This window comes from Streptomyces sp. NPDC047061, assembly GCF_040643955.1.
In the GTDB taxonomy this organism is placed as follows: domain Bacteria; phylum Actinomycetota; class Actinomycetes; order Streptomycetales; family Streptomycetaceae; genus Streptomyces.
Genome location: NZ_JBEYVI010000004.1, coordinates 17,199 through 42,936 on the forward strand (window position 1 = coordinate 17,199; position 25,738 = coordinate 42,936).

22 protein-coding genes, 2 tRNA genes, 3 pseudogenes and 1 riboswitch are annotated in these 25,738 nt (G+C 71.4%); of the genes and pseudogenes, 13 read left to right on the forward strand and 14 right to left on the reverse strand.

Going from position 1 to position 25,738, the window contains the following annotated elements; genetic code table 11:
- Nucleotides 1–99 precede the first annotated feature (99 nt).
- The 3 genes from lhgO (at nucleotide 100) to ABZ887_RS08490 (ending at nucleotide 3,740) form a co-directional block, all read left to right on the forward strand.
- Nucleotides 100–1,323, forward strand: coding sequence for an L-2-hydroxyglutarate oxidase (gene lhgO, locus ABZ887_RS08480; protein ID WP_361284682.1), 1,224 nt, complete (start codon nucleotides 100–102; stop codon nucleotides 1,321–1,323).
- A 121-nt stretch (nucleotides 1,324–1,444) separates the two neighbouring features.
- Nucleotides 1,445–2,341 carry a tRNA (guanosine(46)-N7)-methyltransferase TrmB gene (gene trmB, locus ABZ887_RS08485; protein ID WP_361284685.1) on the forward strand — a complete coding sequence of 299 codons (897 nt, stop codon included), beginning with the start codon at nucleotides 1,445–1,447 and terminating at the stop codon, nucleotides 2,339–2,341.
- A gap of 130 nt (nucleotides 2,342–2,471) precedes the next feature.
- Entirely contained in the window at nucleotides 2,472–3,740 is a 1,269-nt protein-coding gene (locus ABZ887_RS08490; protein WP_361285756.1) for a PrsW family intramembrane metalloprotease, read from the forward strand.
- Nucleotides 3,741–3,875: 135 nt separating this feature from the next.
- On the opposite strand, the gene ABZ887_RS08495 is transcribed toward ABZ887_RS08490, so the two are convergent.
- From ABZ887_RS08495 to ABZ887_RS08505, 3 genes are all read right to left on the reverse strand, one after another.
- Nucleotides 3,876–4,820: an aldo/keto reductase gene (locus tag ABZ887_RS08495; protein WP_361284688.1), complete on the reverse strand. Its 945-nt coding sequence runs from the start codon at nucleotides 4,818–4,820 to the stop codon at nucleotides 3,876–3,878.
- A 200-nt stretch (nucleotides 4,821–5,020) separates the two neighbouring features.
- Complete coding sequence (locus tag ABZ887_RS08500; RefSeq protein ID WP_361284691.1) at nucleotides 5,021–6,058, reverse strand: M23 family metallopeptidase; 1,038 nt, start codon at nucleotides 6,056–6,058, stop codon at nucleotides 5,021–5,023.
- A 7-nt stretch (nucleotides 6,059–6,065) separates the two neighbouring features.
- A riboswitch (cyclic di-AMP (ydaO/yuaA leader) is annotated at nucleotides 6,066–6,226 on the reverse strand.
- 272 nt (nucleotides 6,227–6,498) lie between these two features.
- The gene (locus tag ABZ887_RS08505; protein ID WP_361284694.1) at nucleotides 6,499–7,596 is read right to left on the reverse strand and encodes a PP2C family protein-serine/threonine phosphatase; all 1,098 of its coding nucleotides are present in this window, start codon (nucleotides 7,594–7,596) and stop codon (nucleotides 6,499–6,501) included.
- A gap of 30 nt (nucleotides 7,597–7,626) precedes the next feature.
- On the opposite strand from ABZ887_RS08505, the gene ABZ887_RS08510 reads away from it, so the two are divergent.
- Entirely contained in the window at nucleotides 7,627–7,779 is a 153-nt protein-coding gene (locus ABZ887_RS08510) for a hypothetical protein (RefSeq protein ID WP_361284697.1), read from the forward strand.
- Nucleotides 7,780–7,865: 86 nt separating this feature from the next.
- On the opposite strand, the gene ABZ887_RS08515 is transcribed toward ABZ887_RS08510, so the two are convergent.
- Both ABZ887_RS08515 and ABZ887_RS08520 read right to left on the reverse strand, forming a co-directional pair.
- A tRNA-Met gene (locus ABZ887_RS08515) sits at nucleotides 7,866–7,939 on the reverse strand.
- Nucleotides 7,940–8,042: 103 nt separating this feature from the next.
- On the reverse strand, nucleotides 8,043–8,894 hold the full coding sequence (locus ABZ887_RS08520; RefSeq protein ID WP_361284700.1) for an ester cyclase: 852 nt from the start codon (nucleotides 8,892–8,894) through the stop codon (nucleotides 8,043–8,045).
- Nucleotides 8,895–9,042: 148 nt separating this feature from the next.
- Here ABZ887_RS08520 and ABZ887_RS08525 point away from each other — a divergent pair, with 148 nt between their 5' ends.
- Nucleotides 9,043–10,059: a helix-turn-helix transcriptional regulator gene (locus ABZ887_RS08525; RefSeq protein ID WP_361284703.1), complete on the forward strand. Its 1,017-nt coding sequence runs from the start codon at nucleotides 9,043–9,045 to the stop codon at nucleotides 10,057–10,059.
- Between the two features lie 20 nt (nucleotides 10,060–10,079).
- Here the strand turns inward: ABZ887_RS08525 and ABZ887_RS08530 are convergent, their stop codons facing one another.
- Nucleotides 10,080–11,210, reverse strand: a complete 1,131-nt coding sequence (locus ABZ887_RS08530) for a dihydrofolate reductase family protein (protein ID WP_361284706.1) — start codon at nucleotides 11,208–11,210, stop codon at nucleotides 10,080–10,082.
- 94 nt (nucleotides 11,211–11,304) lie between these two features.
- Here ABZ887_RS08530 and ABZ887_RS08535 point away from each other — a divergent pair, with 94 nt between their 5' ends.
- The 4 genes from ABZ887_RS08535 (at nucleotide 11,305) to ABZ887_RS08550 (ending at nucleotide 13,630) form a co-directional block, all read left to right on the forward strand.
- Entirely contained in the window at nucleotides 11,305–11,832 is a 528-nt protein-coding gene (locus tag ABZ887_RS08535; protein WP_361284709.1) for a MarR family transcriptional regulator, read from the forward strand.
- Nucleotides 11,833–11,994: 162 nt separating this feature from the next.
- Nucleotides 11,995–12,636, forward strand: a complete 642-nt coding sequence (ribA, locus tag ABZ887_RS08540; protein ID WP_361284712.1) for a GTP cyclohydrolase II — start codon at nucleotides 11,995–11,997, stop codon at nucleotides 12,634–12,636.
- 80 nt (nucleotides 12,637–12,716) lie between these two features.
- A complete protein-coding gene (locus ABZ887_RS08545) occupies nucleotides 12,717–13,304 on the forward strand; it encodes a class I SAM-dependent methyltransferase (protein ID WP_361284715.1) in 588 nt (195 codons plus the stop codon).
- A gap of 134 nt (nucleotides 13,305–13,438) precedes the next feature.
- Nucleotides 13,439–13,630: a hypothetical protein gene (locus tag ABZ887_RS08550; RefSeq protein WP_361284718.1), complete on the forward strand. Its 192-nt coding sequence runs from the start codon at nucleotides 13,439–13,441 to the stop codon at nucleotides 13,628–13,630.
- 82 nt (nucleotides 13,631–13,712) lie between these two features.
- Here ABZ887_RS08550 and ABZ887_RS08555 read toward each other — a convergent pair whose 3' ends face one another.
- A complete protein-coding gene (locus tag ABZ887_RS08555) occupies nucleotides 13,713–15,248 on the reverse strand; it encodes a DUF4331 domain-containing protein (protein ID WP_361284721.1) in 1,536 nt (511 codons plus the stop codon).
- A gap of 192 nt (nucleotides 15,249–15,440) precedes the next feature.
- Between ABZ887_RS08555 and ABZ887_RS08560 the strand changes: the two genes are divergently transcribed.
- From ABZ887_RS08560 to ABZ887_RS08570, 3 genes and pseudogenes are all read left to right on the forward strand, one after another.
- Complete coding sequence (locus ABZ887_RS08560; protein ID WP_361284724.1) at nucleotides 15,441–15,722, forward strand: hypothetical protein; 282 nt, start codon at nucleotides 15,441–15,443, stop codon at nucleotides 15,720–15,722.
- 133 nt (nucleotides 15,723–15,855) lie between these two features.
- Nucleotides 15,856–15,999, forward strand: a pseudogene (locus tag ABZ887_RS08565) (LysM domain-containing protein); the annotation flags it as partial.
- A gap of 36 nt (nucleotides 16,000–16,035) precedes the next feature.
- Nucleotides 16,036–16,290: pseudogene (locus ABZ887_RS08570) on the forward strand (peptidoglycan-binding protein); the annotation flags it as partial.
- A 37-nt stretch (nucleotides 16,291–16,327) separates the two neighbouring features.
- Here the strand turns inward: ABZ887_RS08570 and ABZ887_RS08575 are convergent.
- The 6 genes and pseudogenes from ABZ887_RS08575 to ABZ887_RS08600 form a co-directional block, all read right to left on the reverse strand.
- Nucleotides 16,328–16,423, reverse strand: a pseudogene (locus ABZ887_RS08575) (SMI1/KNR4 family protein); the annotation flags it as partial.
- Between the two features lie 264 nt (nucleotides 16,424–16,687).
- A tRNA-Lys gene (locus tag ABZ887_RS08580) sits at nucleotides 16,688–16,760 on the reverse strand.
- A gap of 108 nt (nucleotides 16,761–16,868) precedes the next feature.
- The gene (locus ABZ887_RS08585; RefSeq protein ID WP_361284727.1) at nucleotides 16,869–18,398 is read right to left on the reverse strand and encodes an amino acid permease; all 1,530 of its coding nucleotides are present in this window, start codon (nucleotides 18,396–18,398) and stop codon (nucleotides 16,869–16,871) included.
- A 125-nt stretch (nucleotides 18,399–18,523) separates the two neighbouring features.
- Nucleotides 18,524–20,644 carry a VCBS repeat-containing protein gene (locus ABZ887_RS08590; protein ID WP_361284730.1) on the reverse strand — a complete coding sequence of 707 codons (2,121 nt, stop codon included), beginning with the start codon at nucleotides 20,642–20,644 and terminating at the stop codon, nucleotides 18,524–18,526.
- 178 nt (nucleotides 20,645–20,822) lie between these two features.
- Nucleotides 20,823–22,979 carry a DEAD/DEAH box helicase gene (locus tag ABZ887_RS08595; RefSeq protein ID WP_361284733.1) on the reverse strand — a complete coding sequence of 719 codons (2,157 nt, stop codon included), beginning with the start codon at nucleotides 22,977–22,979 and terminating at the stop codon, nucleotides 20,823–20,825.
- A 446-nt stretch (nucleotides 22,980–23,425) separates the two neighbouring features.
- Nucleotides 23,426–23,950 (reverse strand): hypothetical protein, encoded by a 525-nt coding sequence (locus tag ABZ887_RS08600; RefSeq protein ID WP_361284736.1) that lies wholly within the window; start codon nucleotides 23,948–23,950, stop codon nucleotides 23,426–23,428.
- A gap of 142 nt (nucleotides 23,951–24,092) precedes the next feature.
- On the opposite strand from ABZ887_RS08600, the gene ABZ887_RS08605 reads away from it, so the two are divergent.
- Nucleotides 24,093–24,683, forward strand: a complete 591-nt coding sequence (locus ABZ887_RS08605; protein ID WP_361284739.1) for a hypothetical protein — start codon at nucleotides 24,093–24,095, stop codon at nucleotides 24,681–24,683.
- On the opposite strand, the gene ABZ887_RS08610 is transcribed toward ABZ887_RS08605, so the two are convergent.
- Complete coding sequence (locus ABZ887_RS08610) at nucleotides 24,671–25,606, reverse strand: hypothetical protein (protein WP_361284742.1); 936 nt, start codon at nucleotides 25,604–25,606, stop codon at nucleotides 24,671–24,673. The two genes, ABZ887_RS08605 and ABZ887_RS08610, sit on opposite strands and share 13 nt — an antisense overlap.
- Nucleotides 25,607–25,738 lie beyond the last annotated feature (132 nt).

The following is a 25,738-nucleotide window of genomic DNA, read 5'->3' on the forward strand; positions in this document are numbered from 1 at the left end:
TGTGCGTGGCCACACATCGAATACAGTCCCGCGCCCCTGACGGGGCACTTCACCAACCGTACGTTTGAAGTGGCTGTCAGTGGCGCAGTGCACTATCGGATGCGGGAGGTGGTGCAGGTGTCTGTCGGGTACGACTGTGACGTGCTCGTCGTCGGGGGTGGCATCGTCGGGCTGTCCACCGCGTACGCGATCACCCGTGCCGCGCCCGGGACCCGGGTCGTCGTGCTGGAGAAGGAGGCCGGGCCGGCGAGGCACCAGACGGGCCGGAACAGCGGGGTCATCCACAGCGGGATCTACTACCGGCCCGGGTCGCTGAAGGCGCGGTACGGCGTCAAGGGCGCCGCGGAGATGGTCAAGTTCTGCGCGGAGTACGGCATCGCGCACGCCGTCACCGGCAAGCTGATCGTCGCCACCGAGCGGGAGGAGCTGCCCCGGCTGCACGCCCTGGTGCAGCGCGGCCGGGAGAACGGCATACCGGTGCGGGAGCTCGGAGCCGCCCAGATCGAGGAGTACGAGCCCGAGGTGCGGGGGCTCGCCGCCATACACGTCGGGACGACCGGGGTGTGCGACTTCGTGGGGGTCGCCCGGCAGCTCGGGGAGGCCTCGGGGGCGGAGATCCGGTACGGCGCCCAGGTGGTCCGCGTGGACCGGCGGCCGGAGCGGGGCGTGGCCGTGCTCACCTCGCGCGGTGACGTCGTACGCGCCCGCGTGCTGGTCAACTGCGCGGGACTGTACTGCGACGAGGTCGCGCGGCTGACCGGGGACGAACCGGGGATGCGGATCGTGCCGTTCCGCGGGGAGTACTACGAGCTGGCGCGCCCCGAGCTGGTGCGGGGGCTGGTGTACCCGGTGCCGGACCCGGCGTTCCCGTTCCTCGGGGTGCATCTCACGCGCGGGATCGACGGAGGCGTGCACATCGGGCCCAACGCGGTGCCGGCGCTGGCCCGGGAGGGGTACGGGTGGGGCGTCGTACGGCCGCGGGAGGTCGCCGGGACGCTGGCCTGGCCGGGATCCTGGGCGCTGGCGCGGCGGCACTGGCGGTACGGGGGCGGGGAGCTGCTCCGGTCGGTGTCGAAGAAGGCGTTCACGACGGCCGTACGGCGGCTGCTGCCCGCCGCCGAGGAGGGAGACCTGGTGCGGGCGGCCGCGGGGGTGCGGGCGCAGGCCGTGCTGCGGGACGGGACGCTCGTCGACGACTTCCTGATCAAGGAGGCACCGCGCGCGGTCCATGTGCTGAACGCGCCCTCGCCCGCGGCGACCGCCTCGCTGCCGATCGGGCGGGAGGTGGCGCGGCGGGCACTGGAGACGCTGGGCTCGGCATGACAGCCCGGTGCGACGGCTGGGTGTGGCAGTTCGGCATGGCAGCCCGGCGTGACAGCCCGGCACGACAGCTCGGTGTGACACCCCGCTGGCCGGCCCGTGGGGGTCGTAAAATCGACCCACTGTGTCTGACTCCCTCAATGCCCCCGAAGCCCCCCAGCCCGCCGAGACCGGCCCCGCCGGGCACGTCCCCGGTGCGCACCCCGACCACACCCCCGGGGTGTCCGTCCGGCACACCCGGGCCAAGGGGGAGCCGCGGTTCCCGGACGGGCCGAGGGCCGATCCCGCCGGGTCGCACTTCGAGCGGCGGATCCGCAGCTTCCAGCCGCGCCGCAGCCGGGTCACCGCCGGGCAGGCCGACGCGCTGCAGCGGCTGTGGCCCAAGTGGGGCCTGGACATCGACGGGCAGCGGGTCATCGACCTCGGCGAGCTGTTCGGGAACGACGACCCGGTGGTGCTGGAGATCGGGTTCGGGATGGGCGAGGCGACCGCGCAGATGGCCGCCGAGGTGCCGGGCGTCAACATCCTCGCCGTCGACGTGCACACGCCGGGGCAGGGGAACCTGCTCAACCTCGCCGACCAGAACGGGCTGTCCAACGTCCGTGTCGGGAACGGCGACGCGATCATCCTGCTCCGGGAGATGCTGGCGCCGGACTCGCTGGACGGGCTGCGCGTCTACTTCCCGGACCCCTGGCCGAAGAAGCGGCACCACAAGCGGCGGCTGATCCAGGCCGAGTTCCTCGATCTCGCCGCGACCCGGCTGCGGCCCGGGGCGATCGTGCACTGCGCGACCGACTGGGAGCCGTACGCCGAGCAGATGCTCGAAGTGCTGGACGCGCACCCGGAGTTCGAGAACACGCAGGCCGACGGCGGTTTCGCGCCACGTCCGGCGCACCGGCCGCTGACCCGTTTCGAGGGCCAGGGACTGGACAAGGGACATGTGGTGAACGATCTGCTCTTCCGTCGCGTACAGCACCGGGTGCCGCAGAGCGAGCAGCACCGTCAGGAGTCACCTCGTTAGGGTCGATGCCGTGGCCACCTCCCCGCCGCCGTACTCGCCGTACCCGCAGCATCCGTCGTATCCGCCGTCGCCGTCGTATCCGTCATCACCGCCGTCACCGTCGTATCCGGCGGATCCCGCCGACGGCGGTCTGCGGCATCCCCGTTGGTGGCAGCGCCGCTGGGTTCGGTACGGGGCGCTGGGCACGCTGCTCGCCCTCTCCGGCCTGGTGATCCTCGCGCTGGTGCGGGAGCAGACGGGGACGGAGGGCTTTCTCGTCGGGCTCGGGCTCGCCGTGCTGCCCGTGCCGCTGCTCCTGGGCGCGTTCCGGTGGCTCGACCGGGTGCAGCCGGGCCCCTGGCGGAACCTGCTGTTCGCCTTCGCCTGGGGCGCCTGCGCGGCCGCGCTGATAGCCATCGTCGCCAACAGTTTCGCGACGAGATGGATAGCGACGGCGACCGCGGATCCGAGCAGCGCGGACCGGCTCGGGGCGACCCTGATAGCGCCGGTCGTCGAGGAGTCGGCGAAGGCGGCGGCCGTGCTCCTCGTCTTCCTCTTCCGCAGACGGGACTTCACCGGGATCGTCGACGGGGTGGTGATAGCCGGGGTCACCGCCACCGGGTTCGCGTTCACCGAGAACATCCTCTACCTCGGTACGGCCTTCGGGACCGACCAGCTGACCGGTGACAGCGGGATCGCCTCCGTCACCGCCGCGACGTTCTTCGTGCGCATCGTGCTGTCCCCGTTCGCGCACCCGCTCTTCACCGTCCTCACCGGCATCGGCTTCGGCATCGCCGCGCTCTCCGGGGAACGGCAGCGGGCGCGGCGGGTGCTGGTGCCGCTCGCCGGGCTGCTGCTCGCGATGAGCATGCACGCGTTCTGGAACGGGTCCTCGACGTTCGGGCAGTACGGGTTCTTCGCCGTGTACGGCATGTTCATGGTGCCGTCGTTCGGGCTGCTGGCCTGGCTGGCGATCTGGACGCGGCAGCGGGAGCTGCGGACCGTGCGGGAGGAGCTGCCGGCGTACGTCTACGCGGGGTGGCTGGGGACGGCCGAGCCGTTCGTGCTCGGGTCGATGCGGGCGCGGCAGATGGCCAGGGAGTACGCCGCGTACCACTTCGGGAAGGCGGCGGGGAAGGCGGTCGCCGAGTACGAGGGGTACGCGACGACGCTGGCGCTGCTGCGGCGCCGGGGGCAGCGGGGGCGGGCGGGCGCCGACTTCGTGGTGCGGGAGCGCGAGCTCCTCACGGAGCTGTGGAGCCGGCGGGAGCTGGTCCGGCCGGCCCTGGAGTACGCGGCGCGGACGGCCGCGCCGGGCGGCTGGCCGGGGTACGCCGGCTACGCGCCGCCGGCCTACGGGGCGCCGGGGTGGTACGGGGCGGCGGTGCCGTACCCGGCCTACAACCCGTACCGGAGTTAGGGCTTCGGGTCGCGGAGGGTTCGGCACCGCCGGGATGCGCCGTGAGGGCTGAGCGCCGTTGCGGCCGTTGCGGCCGTTGCGGCGGAAGAGAATGGTGGGGGCCACCGGGTGGAGCCGGCAGGTCGAAGGAGACCGTCAGGCGGAAGCCGCCGTCAGCCGTGCCAGTTCCTCGTCCGTCAGCGTCAGGTCCGCCACGCCCAGCAGCGGCGGGAGCTGCTCCAGCGTGCGGGCCGAGGCGATCGGGGCCGCGACGGTGGGCTGGGCCGCCAGCCAGGCCAGGGCGACCGTGGGGATCGGGGCCTCGTGGGCCGCGGCGATCCCGTCCAGCGCCGCCAGGACCTTCTGGCCGCGCTTCGATTCGGCGTACTGGGCGGCGCGGCCCGCCCGTGCGCTGTCGACCGTCGTACCGGGGCGGTACTTGCCGGTGAGGAAGCCGGCGGCCAGGGCGAAGTAGGGGACGGCCGCGAGGCCGGTGCGGGAGGCCAGGTCCTGGAGGGGGCCCTCGTACGTGTCGCGGGAGACCAGGTTGTAGTGGGGCTGGAGGGCGACGTACCGGGCGAGGCCCTCGCGGTCGGAGAGGTCCAGGGACTCCTGGAGGCGTTCGGCGGTGATGTTGGACGCGGCGATGTGCCGGACCTTGCCCGCCCGCACCAGCTCGTCCAGCGCGCCGATGATCTCCTCGACCGGGATCTCGGGCTTGTCGAAGTGCGTGTAGTAGAGGTCGATGTGGTCGGTGCCGAGGCGACGCAGGGACGCGTCGGCGGCGGCCTTGATGTTGGCGGCGGACAGGCCGGGGTACTCGGGGTGCTGGCTGACCTTCGTCGCGATGACGACGTCGTCGCGGTTGCCGCGCGCCCTGACCCACTTGCCGATGATCGTCTCGGACTCGCCGCCCTTGTGGCCCTCGATCCACGCCGAGTACGAGTCGGCGGTGTCGACGAAGTTGCCGCCCGCGGCGGCGTAGGCGTCCAGGACGGCGAAGGAGGTGGCCTCGTCGGCGGTCCAGCCGAAGACGTTGCCGCCGAGGGCGAGCGGGAAGACCTCGAGGTCGGAGGAGCCGAGTTTGCGAAGAGCAGTCATGCTCAACTTCAACACGGGCCGCCTGGTGACCCATCCCGGCGATTACGAAGGTCTCGTAAAGGCGGAACCCCGGCGGAACCCCGGCAGACCGAACCGGCGGCCCTGACGCCGGGGGGTGTCGTCGGGGCCGCCGGGGGGCGGTGGGTTTCCGTCGGGGGTTGCGTTCGCGGATTCCGTCGGGGGCTGCGTCGCGGATTGCGTCAGGGGTTGAGGCCCTTGCCGCGCAGCCAGGTCATCGGGTCGATGGCGGTGGCCTGGCCGTTCGGGTGGACCTCCAGGTGGAGGTGCGGGCCGGTCACGTTGCCGGTGGCGCCGACGCGGCCGATGACATCGCCGGTGGCGACCTTCTGGCCGACCTTGACGCCGATCGAGGACTGGTGGCAGAACCACAGCTCGGTGCCGTCGTCGAGGGTGATGATCGTGCGGTAGCCGTAGGAGCCGGCCCAGCCCGCCTCCGTGACCGTGCCGCTGTGCACGGCCTTGATCAGCGTGCCGGTGGGCGCGGCGAAGTCGAGGCCGGTGTGGTAGCCGGAGGACCACATGGAGCCGGCCTGGCCGAAGGTGCCGGTGATCGTGTACGACACGACGGGCAGCGTGTACTGCTTGGCCAGCTCGGCGAGCCGGGCCTGCTCGGCCTTCTGCTTCGCGGACGCCTCGGCCTTCTCCTTGGCGTCGGCGGCCTTGGCTGCGGCCGCCTTCACCGCCTTGGCCTCGGCGTCGGAGACCGCCTTGTCGGCGGCGGCGACGGCCTTGGCGCTGGCCTTGGTGTCGAGCTGGTTCTGCTGCTGCGCGGCCTGGGCGATGATCCGGTTGCGCAGCGTCTCGCCGGCGCCGGACGAGGAGGAGTCCCCGTCGGTGGCGGTCGTCGTGGTCACGCTGCTGAGCGCGGTCTGGGTGGCCTGGTGGCCGCCGCCCTCGCCGAGCAGGGAGTCGACAGAGGCGGGCAGGTCGGGCAGCGAGATGGAGACCGGCGGCTTGCCGGTGTTGGCGCTGGCCATGCCGCCCGCGCCGACGGCGGCGATCACGCCGACGCCGAGAACCGTGGAGCTGCGGGCGAGTCCGCCGCCGCGCTGCTTGGCGACCCGGTGCCGGCCGCGCGCCGAGGCCAGGGACTCCTCGGTGGGGTTCCACTCCTCCCAGGGGCCCTCGTCGGTGCGGTAGCTGCCGTAGCCGAAGGTGTCGGGTTGACGCTGGCTGGGCACGAACGGGGCTGTCGGAGCAGGCCGGTTGGACGCCACGCGGGCGTACTCCTTTCCTTCCGTCGCCTACCGGGTTAGCTGACGGGTTCGGAGCGGGAAGGTCTCCTACGCGCGTATACCGGCCGTTTCCTACCCGGCGGTAGCCGTGCGATTCACCCCAAGGTGGTGGTTCCCCGGTTCCCTTGCGGGATTCGGCGCGTGCGCGCGGAGCCGTCGCGGGTGACGGCTGGGACGACCGCGCTGCGTTATCGAACGTTAATAGACCCGGCTACCAGATTCCAAGCTGTTCGTCTTGATCATTAAGCTTTCAAAGCTTGGACTTACCTGCCACGACTGGTCAAAAACGGTCGAGTTGGCTGTGCTCGCTGCTCAGCTCAGGAGTCACACAGGTTGTGATGGTGGCTCAGTTGTGATGCGGAGGGCAGCCGCCCGAACACGATGTGTGACATAGCACAGGACCGGCGCACGGGACCGGCGGCTCAGGGCCGCCGCACCGCGAGCAGCGCCATGTCGTCCGTCATGCCGCCGCCCGTGTGCCGGCGCACCTCGGCCGCGAGCCGGGCCAGCAGTACGCCGGGGGCGGTGACGGTACGACCGGTCAGCCGCCGCTCGGGGTCGTAGAACCGGCCGTGCGCGTCGCGGGCCTCGGAGAGGCCGTCGGTGTACAGCAGCAGCGTGGCCCCGCTCGGGAACACGTGCTCGGCCGCCCGGTCGGGCCACGTCCCCAGGTCGCCCATCCCGAGCGGCAGCGCGGACTCCGGCGCCGGCACCGGGCACACCTCGCCGTCGCCGTGCAGCAGCAGGGGCGGCGGGTGTCCGCGGTTGACGACCCGGAGCGTGCAGTCGCCGTACCGGAGCTCCGCGAGTACGGCGGTGGTGAACCCCTCGTGGGCGTCGATGCCGCCGCGCCGGACGCCCTCGCGCGCCAGCGCCCGCTCCAGCCGCGCCGCCACCGCCTCCAGCGTGGCCTCCTGCTCGGCGGCCTCCCGGAACGCGCCGATCACCACGGCGACGGCGGCGACCGCGCCCATGCCCTTGCCGCGGACGTCGCCGACGACCAGGCGCACGCCGTACGGGGTGTCCTGGACGGCGTACAGGTCGCCGCCGATGAAGGTGCCCTCCTGGGCCGCCTCGTAGCGGGCGGCGATCTCGAAGCCGCCGATCCGCTCGGCGGGCTCGGGCAGGACGGCCCGCTGGGCGGCCTCGGCGACCTCGCGGGCGGAGGCGAGGCGCTGGTCGCCGATACGGACGATCCGGTTGATGCCGGCGGCGAGGACGGCGACGGTGGCCACGGTGACGATCTCGGTCACGGCGTCGGCGTCCGGGAGCACGGCGAACCGCGTGTGCACGGCGTAGGCGGCGAGGAGTGCGGCCAGGCCGGTGAGGACGGTGGTGCGCAGCGAGGAGAGGGGGGCGGCGACCAGCGGGGCGGCCGTGAAGAAGGGGACCGCGGTGAAGGGGGCGGGGGTGAGGACGTCGTAGCAGACGCCCGCGACGATCAGCAGCGCGGGCAGGTAGCGGGCGAGGGTGCGGGCGGATTCCTGGCCGTGCCGCTCCGCCTCTCCACGGCTCGCCACACGACTCCCCTGCTGTCCCACGCGCCCGACGTGCCCGACGTGTCCTACACGCCCGACGTGCTCGATGTGCTCGACGTGTTCGATGCGCTTGACCTGTTCGACGCGTCCGATGTCTTCGATACCTGTCCGTCCAGGTTTGCCGTTGCGAGCGGGTGGGGCGAATGGTGTGGGCCGGGCGGATGAGTGCGGACGTGTGTGATGAGGAGCACGTGCCTGGATATGACTCAGGGCCGGAATCCTCTGACTTGGATTCCGGCCCTGGGTTTCAGTAGCGGGGACAGGATTTGAACCTGCGACCTCTGGGTTATGAGCCCAGCGAGCTACCGAGCTGCTCCACCCCGCGTCGGTGACACCAGCATACGCCATCCGAAGAGGGTGAGTCACACGGGTTGAGAGCCGCGGGGACGACGGAGGTCGTTACGGGGACGACGGAGGCCGTGGCGGGGTCAGCGGACGCCGAAGCGCCGGGCCAGGGCGACCGCCTCCCGGGGGCCGTCCGCGAACGGCTGCCCGTGCCCCGGCAGCAGGACGGTGTCCTGGGACAGTCCGGCGACGGCGTCCAGGGAGGCGAGGGCGGCGGCCGAGTCGTGGGTGAAGGCGCGGCAGACCAGGCAGGGGCCGGTGTGCCCGGTGAAGGCCTCCTGGGTGACCAGGGCGTCGCCGGTGAAGAAGAGGCCCTGGTCGGGGAAGTGGAAGCCGGTGCTGCCGGGGGTGTGACCGGGCAGCGCGACCGCCAGCGGCCGCCCGGGCACGCCGTCCAGTCGCGCGCCGTCGCCGAAGGTGTCGTGGCCGTTGGCCGTGGTGGCGGGGACCGGCTGGATGGTGTCCCAGTGCTCCACGATCTTGTGGTTCTCCACCCGGAACACGTCGACGAGCCCGATGCCGCCGAACGTGTCGGAGGTGCCCGCGTGCGTCTGGAGCAGGACCAGGTCGCCCTGCGCGATCACGTGCGTGGTGACCGAGCCGGTGCCGGGGGTGGCCGTCGCCTTCAGGTTCTCCGCCAGCTGGCGCAGCGCCTCGGGGCCGTTGGCGACGTTGGGGTTGTGCTGGATGTAGTCGGGCGAGGCGTACTTGTCGATCACGGACGTGTCGTAGGAGGTGAACAGCTGCTTGTACACGTACGTGACCAGCGCCTTGTCGGCCGCGGTCTCGCGGGCGGACACCGAGCCGGCGGCGGCGCCCGTCCCCGGGTGTCCGGCGGGCCGGGACACGGCCGTCGCGGGACCGGTCGCCAGTGCCGTCGCGGCGGCGACGGCGGCCACGGCCGCGCCGGTCCGTACCGCAAGGTGTCTGTTCATCGCACTCTCCTGACTCGGAACACCCGCCGGCCCAAGGGCAGGTCGGCCAGGCCGACACTAGGAGCGCCGGGCCGATCCGTCGTCGCCCTGTGAAGGGTGGTACTCACGGGGACAGGTTCGCCGCGGCCGCGCCGCCTAGCCTGGCCTCATGGCACAGGCACAGGCACAGGCACAGGGCAGCGACACCCACGCGCCGGGGCCGCTCGGCGAGTACCTCCGTGCGCGCCGGGCCCTGCTGAGCCCCGAGCTGCTCGGGCTGCCGGACGCGGGCCGCCGGCGGGTGCCGGGCCTGCGCCGCCATGAGCTGGCGCTGCTGGCCGGGGTGAGCACGGAGTACTACACCCGGCTGGAACAGGGCCGCAACCGCCATCCCTCCCCGCAGATCGTCGAAGCCCTCGCCCGGGCCCTGCACCTGGACGCGGAGGGCACCGCCCACCTCCACCAGCTCGCGGCCCCCGCCCCGCCCCGGCGCTCCCGGCCGCGCGGCGAGCAGGTGCCGGCGGGCATCCGCATGCTCCTGGAGACGTGGTCCGCGCTGCCGGTGGTGGTGGCCGGGCGGCTCTGCGACGTACGCGCGGCGACCCCCCTGGCCGTCGCCCTCTCCCCCGCGCACCGGCCGGGGGCGAACCTGGCCCGGGAGGTGTTCCTGAACGACGCCGTGCGCACCCTGCACCGCGACTGGGACGTCGCCACGGGCGGCCTCGCGTCGACGCTGCGGGTGGCGGCCGGGGAGGATCCGGGCGACCCTCGGCTGTCCGCCCTGGTCGGCGAACTGTCCGTGCACAGCGAGCGCTTCCGGTATCTGTGGGCGCGCCATGACGTCCGCCCGAAGCAGGGCGGACGGGCCCTGCTTCGGCGCCCGCAGGTCGGTGAGCTGGACCTCCGGATCGAGAAACTGGCGGTCCTGGGCACGAACAGCCTCACCATGATGTGCTTCCACGCCGAGCCCGGCAGCCCGTCCGCCGAGCGCCTGGCCCTGCTCGCCAGCCTCACCGCGGCCGGGACACCGCCCGGCACGGCATCGGCGGGGACACCGACCGGCACGGCATCGGCGGGGACACCGACCGGCACGGCATCGGCCGGCACGACTTCGGCCGACACCGCTTCGACCGGCACGACTTCCGTCGCGGCCTCGGCGGAGCAGCCGCGCCACCGGCTCGGGTGAGCCCAGGCAAGCAGACGGCTTCAGCCGAGAAGATGCGCGTTCGGCGCCTTCGCCAGGCTCTCGTACTCCCCGAGCACCAATACCTCCACCCCCGCCTCCCGCAGCATCCCGGTGCCGTCGGCCGCCGCCACGAACGTGTCCGGCTCGCGCCACGCCGTCACCACCCGCCGTACCCCGGCCCGCAGGATCAGCTCGGCGCAGGGGTGCGGGCGGGAGGCCCGGTGGGTGCAGGGTTCGAGGCTGGTGTAGACGGTGGCCGTGGCCAGCCGGGGGTCGGCCGGGGGGATCTTGGCCAGGGCCGCCTCCTCCGCGTGGACCACGGGGTCACCGGCCTCCCGGGAGTGGCCGCGGGCCAGTTCCGTGCCGTCGGCGGCGACCACCACCGCGCCCACGCTGAACGCGGTCCGGGACGGCGGGCACTCGGCCGCCAGTTCGCAGGCGAGCCGCAGCCAGTGCCGGTCGGCGGCGGACGCCGTGCCGCCCGTGCCGGGGGCCGTGGGCTCGTAGCGCATCAGGACGACGTCCTCGATACGGCGGGTGTCCAGGAGCCGCAGCCGCCCGGCCTGGTAGCCGCCGGGACCGAACAGCCGCGGTGCCTTCGGGTCGCCGACGAAGAGCGGGGCCAGGACCAGCTGGACCTCGTCGGCCAGGCCCTGCTGGAGAAGCTGGGTGTGGACGGTGCCGCCGCCCTCGACCATCAGGCGCCGCACGCCCCGTACGTCGTGCAGGTGTTCCAGGAGCGGCCGCCAGTCGAGGTCGGCGCCGAGGGGGACGACGTCGGCGGCGGTCCCGAGGGCGCGGGCCCGGCGCGCGCCCTCGTCCGTCGTGTACACGATCTTCTCGCCGCCGGTGTGCCAGAACTTCGCGTCCGGGTCGAGGTCGCCGGTCGCGGTGACCGTGACCTTGAGGGGGTACTCGGGCCGGCCGGCGGCGGTCCTGGCCGCGCGCCGCTCGGGGGAGTTGACCAGGAGCCGGGGGTTGTCCGCGCGGATGGTGCCGGCGCCGATCAGGATGGCGTCGACGGAGGCGCGCACCTCGTCGACACGGTCGAAGTCGGCGGGGGACGAGAGCAGGAGCCGGTCGGGGCCGGTGTCGTCGAGGTAGCCGTCGAGGGAGACGGCGGCGGACAGCAGGACGTAGGGGTACGGCATCGGACGCGCTCACTCTCGGCGGGCGGGCTGATTGACTGGGCCTGCGCTGACACGGACGCTTGGTTAAAGTTTGAAACAAACCTACACTGGTCGCATGACGACTCGCTGGCTCACCCCGAAGGAGCAGAGCGCCTGGCGCGCCTACATGGCGGCGACGCACCTCCTGGAGGACGCGATCGACCGGCAGCTCCAGCAGGACGCCGGCATGCCGCACCTGTACTACGGCATCCTGGCCAACCTCTCCGAGGCGCCGGAGCGCAAGCTTCGCATGACCGATCTCGCCGAGAAGTCGAAGATCACGCGGAGCCGGCTGACGTACGCCGTGACCCGGCTGGAGAAGGACGGGCTGATCCGGCGCGAGGACTGCCAGTGGGACAAGCGGAGCAGCTTCGCGATCCTGACGGACGAGGGCATGGCGGTGCTGGAGCGCACGGCGCCGGGGCATGTGGAGACGGTACGGGCGGCGGTCTTCGATCATCTCTCCGCCGAACAGGTGCAGCAGCTGGAGGAGATCAGCTCGGTGATCGCCCGGGCGCTGGAGGGCGACGAGTCGACGCCACGCCCGACGGCGGACGAGCTGCCGTGGCGACGCCGGTCGGCGTCACCCTGTTCCGGATCCTGAACCCGGCTCGCACACCAGGACCGCACACCCGGACCGTGCGCTCGATTTCGCGAAACCGTACGGAAATCTGTTGCTTCAAATTTAAAACATGAGGTAGGGTTCCAGCCGTGGATCTGCTTCAAATCTGAAGCAGGCACCCGCGACGTCCCACTGGAGACCCCGATGACCGACTTCCCCGCCGCCACCCAGCGCGCCCGTGTCCGGGTCCCGCTGCGCTTCAACGACGGCTACAGCGTCAACACCGAGCTCGTCACGTTCCATGGCCTGACCGACGGACAGGAGCACGTCGCCGTCGTCATCGGCGAGCCCGCCCCCGGTGCCCTCCCGCTGGTGCGTCTGCACTCCGAGTGCCTGACCGGCGACGTCTTCGGCTCGGCCCGCTGCGACTGCGGCCCCCAGCTGCGCGAGGCCGTCGAGCGCATCGCCGACCGCGGCGGCGTCCTGCTCTACCTGCGCCAGGAAGGCCGCGGCATCGGCCTCTACAACAAGCTCGACGCCTACGCCCTCCAGGACCAGGGCCTCGACACCTACGAGGCGAACGCCGCCCTCGGCCTCCCCGAGGACGCCCGCGACTACACCGCCGCCGCCCAGATGCTGGCCGCCCTCGGGATCACCGACCTCGACCTGCTCTCCAACAACCCCGACAAGGCCGAGCAGTTGCGCGGACTCGGCGTCACCGTCCGCGACCGCGTCCCGACCGGCGTCTTCAGCACCGCCCACAACGTCCGTTACCTGCGCGCGAAGGTCCTGCACACCCAGCACACGCTGCCGCTGGCCGAGCTGACGGAGCTCAACGCGGGCTGAGCCCCTGTCTTTTTTCGATGTACGACGCCCCGCCGGACGTGCTAGCAACAACAGGCACACCGAAGACGACGGGAGCCTCCGTGGACGACCAGCTGGCGCGTGTTCTCGACGACCTCTACCAGGAGGGGCGGGCACACGACGGCCCGCTGGCCGACCGGCTGCTGCGACTGCGCAACATGACCCCGGACGCGGCCCGGCTGGTCTCGACGCTGATCCGGGCCCGGCGCGCCACGTCCGTCCTGGAGATCGGCACGTCCAACGGCTACTCGGCGATCTGGTTCGCCGACGCGGTCCGCGACACCGGCGGCCGCCTGACGACGGTGGAGATCGACGCGGACCGGGTCACCGCCGCACTGGCCAACCTGGACCGGGCGGGAGTCAGGGAGTACGCGGACGTCGTCCACGGCGGCGGCGCCGAGACCCTGTCCGGAACCCCCGACGCCTCCGTCGACCTGGTCGTCCTCGACGCCGAGCGACCGGCCTACGCGGACTACTGGCCGCACCTGCGGCGCATCCTGACGCCGTACGGCATCGTGGCCGTCGACAACGCGGTGAGCCACCGCGACCAGGTGACCGCGTTCCGTGAACTCCTCACCGCGGAGCAGGAGTTCGCCGTCACCCTGCACGAGGTGGGCGACGGTGTGCTGACCGGGATCCGGGTGCGCTGAGCACCACACCCCGTTGCACCCCCGTTGGACCCCATTGCACCCCGTTCAGGGTTTCCGGAGGCGGTTCGGCCGCCCTGCCCGAGCCTGGCGACCAGGTCCCCGCGAGCAGTTCGGAGGAGGCCGGGTTCTGCCCGGTGTACCTGGCCGACATCTCACCGCGCAGCTTTCATCGCTACTTCCCCAGCCAGGAAGACGTCGTCTTCGGCGACCACATCCCCTCGGCCGAGGAGGTGCGCGAAGAGCTGCTCCGGCACCTCGACGACCACGCGCCCTGGCCCCGGAGATCGCCACCCGCCTGGACGGCGGCGACCCCGACGCGGCGATGAAGGCCCAGACCGCGTGGCGGGCCGGCGCCAGGGCGGGAGCCGGAGTTCCTCCAGCCGACCCCCACCCCGCTCTCACCGTCTCTCAGTCCTGCCGCCGGGTGCGCCGACGCCACCACGCCAGCCCCAGCCCGACCAGCAGGATCCCCGCCGCGCCGGAGGCCGCCGACGCGGCGATCAGGCCGGTGTCGTGCGTGCCGTCGGCGGAGCCGGCCGGCCGCAGTGCGTCGCCCACCTGGTTGCGGACGTCATTGCCGCCGGTCGCGCCCTTGGCCAGCGGGCCCCGCGAACCCGCCACGGGCTCGGCCAGGTAGGGGAAGGAGTCGCCGAACCTCTGGTCGTTGGCGTCGACCGCGTCGCCCAGGTCGTTCTTCGAACCGACCAGTTCGCCCTCGACGACCTGCAGCGCGATGTCCACGACGTCGTCGGTGAGCCGACGACCGTTCGGGAAGCCCGCGTTGTCGCCGTCGAGCACACCGAGCCGTTTCGGTTCGGCGGCCGGCTTGATGGAGGTGTTCAGGCGCAGCATCTCCGCCGGCCGCACGTTCGGCGGCTGGTTGAGGCCCTTGACGCCCTTGAGGAAGACGTCGACGAGATCGTTGCGCGGTTCCGCGGGCGCCTTGATCCCGTAGACGGACTCGATGAGCCTCGGCAGCTCCGGACTGGTCACGTTCTTCGCGAACTGGCCGTCGTTCCACGGCGAGGACGCGTTGAACCTGTCCTTGTCCCGCTGCGGGTTGACGACCTCGTTGACCAGCGGGTTGCCCAGCCGGGAGACCTGCTCGTAGCTGCCCTGGGCGTTCTTTCGCTGGGTGGTCGACCAGATGCCGACGACCGGCTGGTCCTTCGACTCGGTGATCAGGGCGGTGGGCAGTTGCAGGGCGACCGAGTTGACGTTGTAGCCCTTGAGGGTGTCGTTGCCGACCTCGGAGAGGTTCCCGCCGTACAGCAGGTCGAACACGCGCAGGTCCAGGAAGAACGGGTCGTCTGCCTGGCCGGCGAACGTCTGGACGCCGTCGGCGAGTCGACGGACGGCCTGGCGGCGGAGTTTGCCGTAGTCCGGCATCGACGCCTTGCCGACGTTCGACGGAGCCACCGGTACGTCGTCGGCGAGCTTCGTCTCCGACACGACCTTCTGGTTGTGCAGCTTGAGCAGTTGGATGTCGTAGGTCTGCGTGACGTTCAGGTCCGGGTCGTCCAGGCTGGTGACCGGGCCCGTGTTGTAGAGGAACGTCTTCTTGTTCTTCGTGTGCGTCGTGAAGGTGTAGCGCAGCAGCAGTTCGCCCTGCGCGTCGCCGTTGTTGTCGATGTGGATGTCGTACTGGGCGTCGTCCGCGAACGTGTAGAAGTTCGGGCCGCCCGCCGGGTCCTCGAACGGGATCCAGTCCGCGATGACCGTCGTCGTCTCCGGGTGGTCCGGACTGACGAAGGCGTACACGTCCGTGTTGTCGTACCGGGGCTGTCCCGAGATCAGCGGCGCCTCCCGGTGACTGGAGGCGGAGGCCGCCCCCGGTTCCAGCGTGGCCACACCGGCGGCTGTGAGTCCCCCGGCGGCCAGCGCACCCGCGATGAGGGTCGCGAGGCCCCTGCGCCCCGCACCGCTCCTGGAGATAGGTGTCATACCGTCCGTCCTCCATGCCAACTTGCCTGACGCCTGGAGATTCGGAGCGGCCTTCTCTGCGGATTGGTGAATATCGACCGATCTGACGGACCTATCGGTTGATCTACGGATTCACGTTCGGGTGCGAACCGCCGGCCGGGTACGGCGGCCTGGCCACCCACAACCCCGGCCGGCGATCGCCCGGGGTTGTGGGTGGCCAGGATGGAACAGGGCGGCGCCCTCGGCTCCTTCGAACGCCGGGTCGCCCCGAGGGCCCTGGGCCATCCGCTCACCGCGTTCGTCACCGCACGGGTCGACCAGCATCGGCTGGCCGAGGTGTCCGCCGAGGATCTGTACCGGATCGCGGGGCAGATCCTCGCCGTTCCCGGCATCGAACGCACGACGACGGCCCTGGCCATGCGCGAACTCGTACCGCACCGCGTCACCCCGCTGCTGCGCCATGCCGCGACGGGCAGACAGCCGAACGGCCGCTGACGCACCGCCACGAGAACGAAGCCGAGACCGCCGCCCTGGCGTCAGACCCCGCCGAGCAGTTGATACGTAAATAGCTGAATCAGCAAACGAATCTGCGTTTGCATATCATCAGGAGCCCATTAAAATCGACTATATGAGTGAGACAGCAGCGAAATTCTACGTAGTAAAAAAGGGTGACAACCTGACCAAGATTGCCGCCTTGTACGGTCTGACACTGGACCAAATCCTGGAGTGGAATCCGGAGATCACCAATCAGAACGTGATTCAGATCGGGCAGCGGGTCCGCGTCTCCGCACCGGAGCCGTCCGGCGAGTACGAGCCCTTCCCGGGCGTCGACTTCTTCGTGCCGGACACGGCCAGCCCGATCATCGAGGCCATGGGCTACCGCCTCATCGAGGAGCATTGCTCGTCCTACCCCGGCGGGCCCGACTATCAGTGGAGCGACGCCGACCGGGCCTCCTACGCCAAGTGGCAGCACAAACTGGGATTCTCGGGCGATGACGCGGACGGAATTCCGGGCAAGAGGTCCTGGGACAAGCTCCATGTACCCGCCATTCTGACCGAGTGATCACCCTTCGGTGGCCAGTCGCTTCACTGCCCCTCTAGTTCTCGTCGGGGCATTCCGGGTCCAGAAGCCAGATGGTCTCGTCGAAGACGCCACCGCCGTAGGTTTCGACCAGCTCCTTGTAGTCGTCCGGCACTCCACGGCGGGGCTTCCATGCCGGCGGCCCGGCCGCCAGGCCCGGGTGCGCCGTGGCGGACACGGCCACCCCGTGCGACGTCGGCCTCGTCGCACGGAGTGAGCCCCATCGGGTCGCACAGGGTGTGCGGGTTGTCGACGTAGGCGACGGGGGGGGCACATCCGCGCATGCACGAGCCCGGAAACGAAGCAGCGCCCGACCCGAACGAAGTCGGACCAGGCGCTGCACAGCAGGTCAGGGGCCATGTCCCCCGCCCACCACCCGTAGGCCGTGTGGGACTCGAACCCACAACCAATGGATTAAAAGTCCACTGCTCTGCCAATTGAGCTAACGGCCCAGGCGATGTTGCCTCCCCGAGCATAGCCGGACGGAGGCGTCTCGCCGATCGGGTATCGGGGTCGTGGCCGCGTCGCATGGCAGAAGTGGGACATCGGGAGCCGGTGGGTCAGAGGTCGGCCAGTTCGGGGCTGTCCTCCTGGCGGGGCGTCGCGGCCGGGTTGAGGAACCAGTGGCGGGCCGAGGCCTGCCACCAGATCGCGGCGAAGCCGAGGACGGCCAGCACGGCGACCGGGGCGTAGTTGAAGGACTTCCAGGTGACCGGGGAGACCTGCGGGAGCATGAAGAGGACGGTGATGACCACCACCCACGTCACCGAGATCACGCCGATCACGATCGACCAGCGGCCCAGGTGCCACGGGCCCCGCTCGAACGCGTCGCCCTTGCGTACCCGCAGCAGTGTCGGAATGACGTAGGCCACGTACAGGCCGATCACCGCGATCGACGTCACGGCGGCGTAGGCCGTGTAGTTGATCAGGTACGGAAGGCCCAGGGCGAGGGCGGAGAGGGCCGCCAGCCAGACGGCCGCCACGGGGGTGCGGGTGCGGGGGCTGACCGTGTGCCAGAGGCGGGAGAAGGGCAGCGCACCGTCGCGGGAGAAGGCATAGATCATGCGGCTGTTGGCCGTCACCGAGGCCATCCCGCAGAAGAGCTGGGCGCCGATGGCGACGAGGAGCAGGAGCTTGCCGGTCGTGGCGCCGAGCGCGTCCAGGAGGATCTGGGCCGGCGGTGCGCCCGTCGGGGACGCCGCCTCCTTGTCGTACGACTGGATGGCGAACGTGAAGCCGAGGAGGAGGACGAAGCCGGCTATCCAGGACGTCCAGATCGAGCGGACGATGCCCTTCGGGCCGGCCGTGGACGCGTCGTGCGTCTCCTCCGTCATGTGCGCCGAGGCGTCGTAGCCCGTGAAGGTGTACTGGGCCATCAGGAGGCCGATGAGGACGACGTACGGGCCGCTGCTCCAGCCCGTGTCGTTCACGAACTTGGTGAAGACGAAGGACGCCGACTGGTGGTGGTCGGGGACGAAGGTCAGCGCGCCGACGATCACCAGGACGCCGACCACGTGCCACCACACGCTGACGCTGTTCAGGAGGGCGACTATGCGGACGCCGAAGGTGTTGAGGAGGCCGTGGAGGACCAGGATCCCGGCGAAGAGGAGGATCGTGCGGCCGGGGGTGACGGTGAAGTCGAACTGGAGGTTCAGGTACGCGCCGAGGAAGGACGCGGCGCCGAAGTCGATGCCCGCCGTCACCGCCACCTGGCCGAGCACGTTGAACCAGCCCGTGAACCACGCCCAGGCGGCCGCGCTGCGGGGCGGGGCCAGCCGGTGGGCCCAGAAGTAGAGGCCGGCGGAGGTCGGATAGGCGGAGCAGATCTCGGCCATCGAGAGGCCTACGAAGAGGGTCATCAGGCCCACGGCCACCCAGCCCCAGGTGATCACGGCCGGGCCGCCGGTGATCATGCCGAAGAGGTAGAGGGTGAGACAGCCGGAGAGGACCGAGATGATCGTGAAGGAGACCGCGTAGTTCGAGAAGGCCGACATACGGCGGGCCAGGACCTGGGTGTAGCCGAGCTGGGCGAGCCGCTCCTCGTCGGAGAGTGCGCCGGAGGGCGACTTGACCGTCGCGTCATCTGTCATGCCCCCAGCGATTCCCTCACCGGGGGCGTGACATGCGTCACAGCTTGGCCGAAAACAGGCTGGAACGGCCCGGAAACAGACCTCGGTAGCCTGAACAGGAGCCTCGGCAGAGGCCTGAACAGGGCTTAGAAGAGCGCCTTGTAGCCCTGCCAGCCCGTCGCGATTTTCACGCGCGCCGCGAACGTGCCCCTGCCCGTGCCCGTCTGCCGGTACAGGTTGCCCGCGGTGTCCCGCATCACCAGGTCGTTCTTCCCGTCCCCGGTGATGTCGCCGACGCCCACGACCGCGTTGTACGAGGCGTTCCAGTGCGCGGCGACCTGCACCCGCTCCTTCACCTGGCCCGTCCCGGTGCCGTCGTAGCGCCACAGCGTCCCGGACTTGTCGACCGCCAGCACGTCCCCGAAGCCGTCGCCGTTCAGGTCACCGGCGCCGACGATCCTCGTGTACGACGACCACGTGCGGATCTTCACCCCGGCCTTCAGCCTCCCGGTGCCGTCGTCGGCGAACAGGTAGACGTCCCCGGTGGCGGCCTTGCGGGCCAGCAGGTCGGTCCGGCCGTCGCCGGTGAGGTCGCCGGGGGCGGTGAGGACGTTGTACGCGTTCCAGCCGGTGCCGAGGGAGACGTGCTTGTCGGACGGCTTGTACGAGCCGCCGCACTTGCCGGTGTACCGGCGCAGCTCCCCGTTCGGCATCCGCACCAGCATCTCCGAGCACCGGTCACCGGTCATGTCCCCGAAGGGAACGGCGACCGTGCCCGCCGGCCAGCCGAAGGCCGCCCAGTTGCCGCTGAACTTGCCGTTGCCGGTGGTGGAGTGGAGCGTGAGGCCGCCGGAGGAGCTGAGGGTGGCCAGGTCGCCGTAGCTGTACCCGCTCTGGTCGTGGAAGCCCTGCGTGCCGCCGGTGTAGCCGAACTTCCCGCTGGTCGTGTACGTCCCCGGGCCCTCGACGGCGGTGGCGGTCAGCGTCCAGGTCTTCGGGCCGTTGAGCGGATAGCCGCCCGTGTCGTTCGTGCCGTCCCAGCCGATGTCGACCGACGTACCGCTGCCCTTGATGGTGCGGTCGGCGTGCCCGCGGCTGTCCTTCACGGTGAAGGTCCACTTCGCGGGCTTGCTGAGCTGCCAGACGCTGCCCCAGACGGTGTTGCCGGTGGCGCCCCGGGCGTCCTCGTCCCAGTCCGCCACCTCCGACTCGATCCCCGTCAGCGGCTGCGTCGGCACCCCGCTGGGCACGATCCGGATCCGGTTCTCCCGGTCGACGTAGGCGATGTCGCCGCCGAACTTGTCCACGGACCAGGTCTGCCGCCGCTGGTCGGCGCTCTGCCCGGCGGGCAGGTCGGCGACGGCGCGCGGCGCGGCCGCCGTCCCGGTGTGGAAGTCCGTCAGCATCAGCTTGCCCGCGGTCCGGTCGTGCTGGACCAGGTAGCCGTCGCCGACGAGCACCGGGCCGGAGGGCACCTTGATGTTCTTCTTCGCCGTACGGTCGTACACGCCCGCGGCGCCCGCCGGGCCGCAGTTCCAGTAGATCCAGCGGCCGACGACCTGAAGTTCCTTCACCGTGCAGGGCGCGCCGGTGGAGACGGACGCGACCGTCTTCTTCGCCTTCAGGTCGTATCCGGTGACGACGCCGTTGCCGGTGCCCGGCGTCCACAGGGTCGAACCCCACACGGAGGCGGCGGTGACGGACCGGGTCAGCCGGACGTTCTCGGTCTGGTACACGGGCACCGCGTCGACGTACTGCTTGCCGGTGGAGGACGCCTGGTAGACGTAGAAGCGGCCGGTGGCGTCGACGAAACGGCCGCCGGTGACGACCGGATCGGGCCCGCCGTCCATCGTGTCCTCGGTCAGGTAGATCTGGGCCTGCTGCTTGCCGGTGCCGTCGTCCAGGAAGTCGCCGACGTAGGAGTTGCCGAAGGTGCGCAGCGGCACACAGCCCGGCGCGCCCTGGTCGCAGGACACCCGCTGGACATGGCTGCCGACCGCGAACGTGCCGGCGAATCCCCGGGTCGTCCTGTCCAGCACCGTGGAGCCGTCGGCCGAGATCTGCCGGCCGATCACCCACTGGTCGCCGCTCGGCGCGTTCTCCACGGTGGCCAGGAAGCCGCCCGCGTAGTCGATGCCCCAGACGCCGCCCGTCGTGATCGGCGTCGGAGTGGTGTCCGCGGCGGCCGTGCCCGCGGTGGTCAGCGAACCGGCGCCGAGGGCGGCCAGTCCGACCAGTGTGAGTGCGATCCGGGCATGCCGGCTCAAGGAACCCCCCAAGAAGTCAAAAGTCAAAGGATGTTAACAACCGGCGCACAGGCATCAACAGTGAATTGACCGTGAACAGGGGGTAGTTGGCGGGGCCGGTCCGTGCCGCCCCGGTCCGGGACGCGGAAGGGCCCGTACGACAGGTCGTCGCACGGGCCCTTCGTCACCTCACTCGGTGTCAGCCGTTGCGCTTCCAGCGCGGCTTGTCGTCCCGGCGGCCGAAGGAGCCGGAGGGGCCGGAGGGGCCGGAGGAGGAGCCGCGGTGGTCGTCACGACGGCCGAACGGGCGGTCGTGACCGCTGTGGCCACCGCTGCGGAAACCCGGGCGGTCGTCGCGGCGGTCGCGGTTGAACGGGCGGTCGCTGCCCCGGTGGCCGGACGGACGGTCGTCGCGGCGGAAGCCGCCGCGGTCGTCACGGCGCTCGAAGGAGCGGCCGCCACGGTCGTCACGGTCCCGGTCGAACGGCCGACGCTGCTCGTCACGGCGGAAGCCGCCGCGGTCGTCACGGCGCTCGTCACGACGGTCGAAGGAACGGTCACCGCGGTCGTCACGGCGGTCGTCGCGGCGGAAACCGCCCGACGGACGGTCGTCACGGCGGAAGCCGCCACGGTCGCCACCGTCACGACGGTCGTCGCGGCGGTCGTCACGGCGGAAACCGCCCGACGGACGGTCGTCGCGACGGAAGCCGCCACGGTCGCCACCGTCACGACGGTCGTCACGGCGGAAGCCGCCCGACGGACGGTCGTCACGGCGGTCACGGCGCTCGTAGTTGCCCCGCTCGTCACGCTGCTGACGCGGACGCTCGTACGAGGTGGACTCCTGACGGGCCGGCGCCTCGGCGGCCGGCTGATCCGCCGTCTCGGCCTCGGCCTCGGCCACGGCGGCGGCCTCGGCCACCGCCGCCTCCGGGTCCTCGCCGCGCTCGCGGGCGACTCGGGCGACCAGGCGGTCGGCCTCCTCGCGCAGCTCGGCGGCCCGGCGCTGGGCCCGCTCCAGCTCCTTGGTGAGCTGGGTGACCTCGCGCTCGGCCTGCTGCGCCGCGTTGGCCGCGGACTCGGACTGGACCTCGGTCATCGAACGCGCGCCGGTGATGTCGGCGACCTCGGGCTCGAAGGCTGTACCGGAGTTGATGATGTGACGCCCGGCGTCGACGCCCGCGTCCTCCATCAGCCGGAAGATCTGCCGGCGCTGGTGCGGCAGGGAGAGCGAGACGACCGTGCCGGTGCGGCCCGCGCGAGCGGTACGGCCGGCGCGGTGCAGGTAGTCCTTGTGGTCGCCGGCCGGGTCGACGTTCAGGACCAGGTCGATGCCGTCGACGTGGATGCCGCGGGCGGCGACGTCGGTGGCGACCAGGACGTTGACGTACCCGTCCTTGAAGTCGGCGAGGGTCCGGGTCCGGGCGCCCTGGGTCATGCCGCCGTGCAGCGCGTCGGCCTTCACGCCGGAGTCGCGCAGCTGCTCGGCGACGCGGTCGGCGCCCAGCTGGGTGCGGACGAAGATGATCGTGCGGCCCTTGCGGGAGGCGATGGCGGCGGTGACCGGCGCCTTGTCCTTGGGCTTCACGATGAGGATGTGGTGGGACATGGTCGTGACCGCGCCCTGGGCGGCGTCGACCTCGTGCGAGACCGGGTCGACCAGGTAGCGCTTGACCAGCGTGGAGATCTCGTTCTCCATGGTGGCGGAGAAGAGCATGCGCTGGCCGCCGGCCGGGACCTGGTCGAGCAGCTCGGTGACCTCGGGCAGGAAGCCCAGGTCGGACATCTGGTCGGCCTCGTCGAGGACGGCGATCTGCACGTCCTCGAGGGAGCAGGCGCCGCGGTTGATGATGTCGCGCAGGCGGCCCGGGGTGGCGACGAGGATGTCGACACCGCGCTCCAGGGCGTAGATCTGGTTGCCCATGGAGGTACCGCCGCAGACGACCTTCATCTTCAGCCCGACGACGTCGCCGTAGGGCTGGAGCGCGTCGGCGACCTGCATCGCCAGCTCGCGGGTCGGGGTGAGGATGACGGCACGCGGCCGCTTCTTCTCGGTGCGGCCGCCGGCCAGCGTGGCCAGGGTGGGCAGACCGAAGGAGAGGGTCTTGCCGGAGCCGGTGCGGCCCCGGCCGAGGATGTCCTTGCCGGCCAGGGCGTCCGGGATGGTCGCGGCCTGGATCGGGAAGGGGGTGGTCACGCCGTTCTGCGCGAGCTTGCGCACGACGCCCTCGGGGAGACCGAGGTCGGCAAAGGTGATCTGGGGGGTGGTGTCAGCGGTCTCCTCGGAGACCTGGGTCACCAGTTCGTCGTCCTGGATGTTCTCGGGCACAACGATCTGGTCATTACTGGACACGGACATGCGAATGCGAAACCTTCCGGAGTCTCTTCGGCACGCGCCCGTCAACTCCGTGATTCGCTCACGACCGCCTCAATGCGGTCCGCCACGGCAAGGGAGAGTACGCGCCACACGGCGCGCTCTGCAGTGGCGCCGGGCAAATGGGATCAAACGATCTACCACCATACGCACCCAACACCCCCGAAGGCAAACCGAGCCCTAGTCACGTAGCTCACAGCAGGTTTGCCACAACCCTGACGACGATCACGCCAATCCGTCGGCACACAGACCACACAGACCGGACGCGCTGCCCTACGCACTCCCCAACACCGGACCCCACCCCTCTTCTTCCCCACGCCGGAGAAGGCCGACTCACAGCGCCCCGGCCCATTGGAACGCGCCCCAAAGGGGCGCGGGGAACTGCGCAAGCAACCACGACGATGCCGCACCCGGCACACGCCCCGCACCCGCTACGCCGGCGTCCCCGCCTCTGGTGCCGGTTCCCGTTGCACCAGCTGGGTCCCCGTGTCCTCGTGTGCCGACGAGGACGGCTCGGCCGACGGGGGGTCCGTCGCCGGGGGCGGTGGGGTGGGCGAAGCGGGCGGCGGGGTGGGGGAGGCCGCCGGGGGCGCGGGCGTCGTCGGGGCCGCCGTCGGCCCGGCCGGCACCCCCGGCGCCACGCTCTTCCCCGGCTGCACCGGCACGGCCGGCCCCGCGCTCGCCCCCTTCGTCGGTTTCGCGGACGCCGACGCCGACTCCCCCGGCTTCGCCTTCTCCCCGTGCCCGCGCTTCCCGTCGGCCACCGCGCCGCCGTACCCCGCACCGCCCTCGCCGGACACCCCGGACCCGCCGTCGGCCACCTCACCGTCCCGGTGCCCCGCGGAGTGCGACGGCTTGGCCTTCCCCGCGTCGTCGCCCACGCTCACACAGCCGGCGGCGGCCGCGACCGCCATCACCGTGACGGCCAGACGGACGGGTACGTTCAAGGGGCGCACGGCGGCCACCTCCGGGGGCGGAGAAAGAAGTCAACCTGCCCAACTCCCGCCGCCCACAAGAGGACACGCCTCCCCGCCACCGACCGTCGCGGGGGTGTGGGCGGGTGGTTCACCATGGGGTGTGCGATTCGACTCCGTTCCCATGCCGGCGAGCGTCGAGGCCAGGCCTCGTGACAGCCGTGGCTACCCCGTGCCCGCCATCACGCCGTGGGAGGGCGACGCCCCCCGGTTCGCACTCACCGACTACGAGCGCAGCGCGGAGTGCGCCCGCAACAGGCTGTGTTCCGTCTGCAACACGCTGATGCCCAGGGGCCCGGTGTGGCGGGTGGTCGGCGCCGCGGAGAGCTCCGCGATCGGCGACGCGCTGGCCGCCGGGCGGCCGTACCGCAACCTGGCGCCGACCCTGGAGGCTCCCGGGCACCGCGCGTGCATGCTCTACGCCTCGATGGTCTGTCCGTACCTGGCCCGCCCCAACGCCCGGCGGGGCACCAGCGCGGAAACCCCGGACGACATGACCGCGCATGTCGTCCGGGGTGCGGTGCGAGGGGAGCTGGGTGCCGTGGTGGGGTTCGGCGACTACGAGTTCGCCGTCACCAGGTCCCAGGTGCTGTTCCGTTTCCTCGACGTGGTCGAGTTCCTGCCCCACGACACGGCCGACGAGCACCTGGCGGCGCTACGGGCCGAACTCGCCCGCTCCGACGGCCGCTCGGGCGGCAGCGGTCAGCCGCGGTAGGCGGGCAGTCCCTTGTGCGCGGAGGCCTTGACCGGCTTGCCGAACCCGTGGGCGGTCCTGGTGACGGTGTAGATGCCGTTCGGGGTCCGGAAGGCGATGGTCTTGCCGTTGGGCGACCAGGTGGGCTCGGTGTAGTCGGTGGTGGCGTGCGGGGTGATGTCCTTGACCGCGTTGGTGCCGGCGGTCAGGTCGTCGACGAAGAGGTGGTCGTGGCCGCCGACCGAGCGGACGAAGACGACCTCCTCCGCGTCGGGGGCGAGCGCCGGCTCGGAGCCCTTGGCCAGCGCACCGCCCTGCTGACGCAGGTAGTCGTCCCGGATGTAGACCTCGCCGGTGTGGGTGTTGTCGTAGACGGCCGTGCCGTAGGGACCCCCGGCGTTCGGCCAGGCGTTGTTCGTCTGCGGGAGGGCGCCCGCCTCCGGGTCGTCGCTGTTCAGGCTGATCCTGGCCGGCTTGGCGTGGTTGCCGGTGGCCTTGACGCGCTCCAGCACGGTGCTGCCGTGGATCTTGGCGGCGAAGATGATGTTGTTCTTCGCGGGGATGCCGTTCGTCCGGTCGGCCGCGGCGACCTGCCAGGTCGGGTGGGACCAGGTCTGGTTGCCCGGGTTGGCGGCGACGGTGACCCGGTGGCTGCCGTCGGGGTCGGAGACGACGAGGTTGCCGTGGCCGTCGACGAAGGCGGCCTTGCTGCCGCTCGGGTTCCAGGCCAGGTCGCGGGCGACGGTACCGAAGTCGATCGACCTGCCGCCGACGAGAACGTGCCGGGTGCCGTCGCTGACGGTCAGCCCCCGGGGCACGGTCACGGCCCTGGCGACGGGAGCGGCCGTCGCGGCGGCGGACACACCGGCCACACCGGCCACGGCCAGCAGCGCGGCGACACCGGTGGCGGCGGCTGCGGTGCGACGACGGTAACGTGCGGACATCGGGTCCCCCCAGGGTGAATGACCAGGATCAGGGGCAGACCGTGCCGCCCCTTCGCGATGTCTGAAGTCTTCCCACGGGGAATGACGGAGCTGTGCGTGCGCTGTCACAGGCGTGCAATAGGGGCCGGAGCC

Bases quoted from the DNA above. Each gene is read 5' to 3' on its own strand.
- lhgO (WP_361284682.1), top strand. From the start codon at position 100: ATGCGGGAGGTGGTGCAGGTGTCTGTCGGGTACGACTGTGACGTGCTC.
- ABZ887_RS08495 (WP_361284688.1), bottom strand. From the start codon at position 4,820: ATGACTGCTCTTCGCAAACTCGGCTCCTCCGACCTCGAGGTCTTCCCG.
- ABZ887_RS08520 (WP_361284700.1), bottom strand. From the start codon at position 8,894: ATGAACAGACACCTTGCGGTACGGACCGGCGCGGCCGTGGCCGCCGTC.
- ABZ887_RS08525 (WP_361284703.1), top strand. From the start codon at position 9,043: ATGGCACAGGCACAGGCACAGGCACAGGGCAGCGACACCCACGCGCCG.
- ABZ887_RS08530 (WP_361284706.1), bottom strand. From the start codon at position 11,210: ATGCCGTACCCCTACGTCCTGCTGTCCGCCGCCGTCTCCCTCGACGGC.
- ABZ887_RS08535 (WP_361284709.1), top strand. From the start codon at position 11,305: ATGACGACTCGCTGGCTCACCCCGAAGGAGCAGAGCGCCTGGCGCGCC.
- ribA (WP_361284712.1), top strand. From the start codon at position 11,995: ATGACCGACTTCCCCGCCGCCACCCAGCGCGCCCGTGTCCGGGTCCCG.
- ABZ887_RS08555 (WP_361284721.1), bottom strand. From the start codon at position 15,248: ATGACACCTATCTCCAGGAGCGGTGCGGGGCGCAGGGGCCTCGCGACC.
- ABZ887_RS08585 (WP_361284727.1), bottom strand. From the start codon at position 18,398: ATGACAGATGACGCGACGGTCAAGTCGCCCTCCGGCGCACTCTCCGAC.
- ABZ887_RS08595 (WP_361284733.1), bottom strand. From the start codon at position 22,979: ATGTCCGTGTCCAGTAATGACCAGATCGTTGTGCCCGAGAACATCCAG.
- ABZ887_RS08605 (WP_361284739.1), top strand. From the start codon at position 24,093: ATGCCGGCGAGCGTCGAGGCCAGGCCTCGTGACAGCCGTGGCTACCCC.
- ABZ887_RS08610 (WP_361284742.1), bottom strand. From the start codon at position 25,606: ATGTCCGCACGTTACCGTCGTCGCACCGCAGCCGCCGCCACCGGTGTC.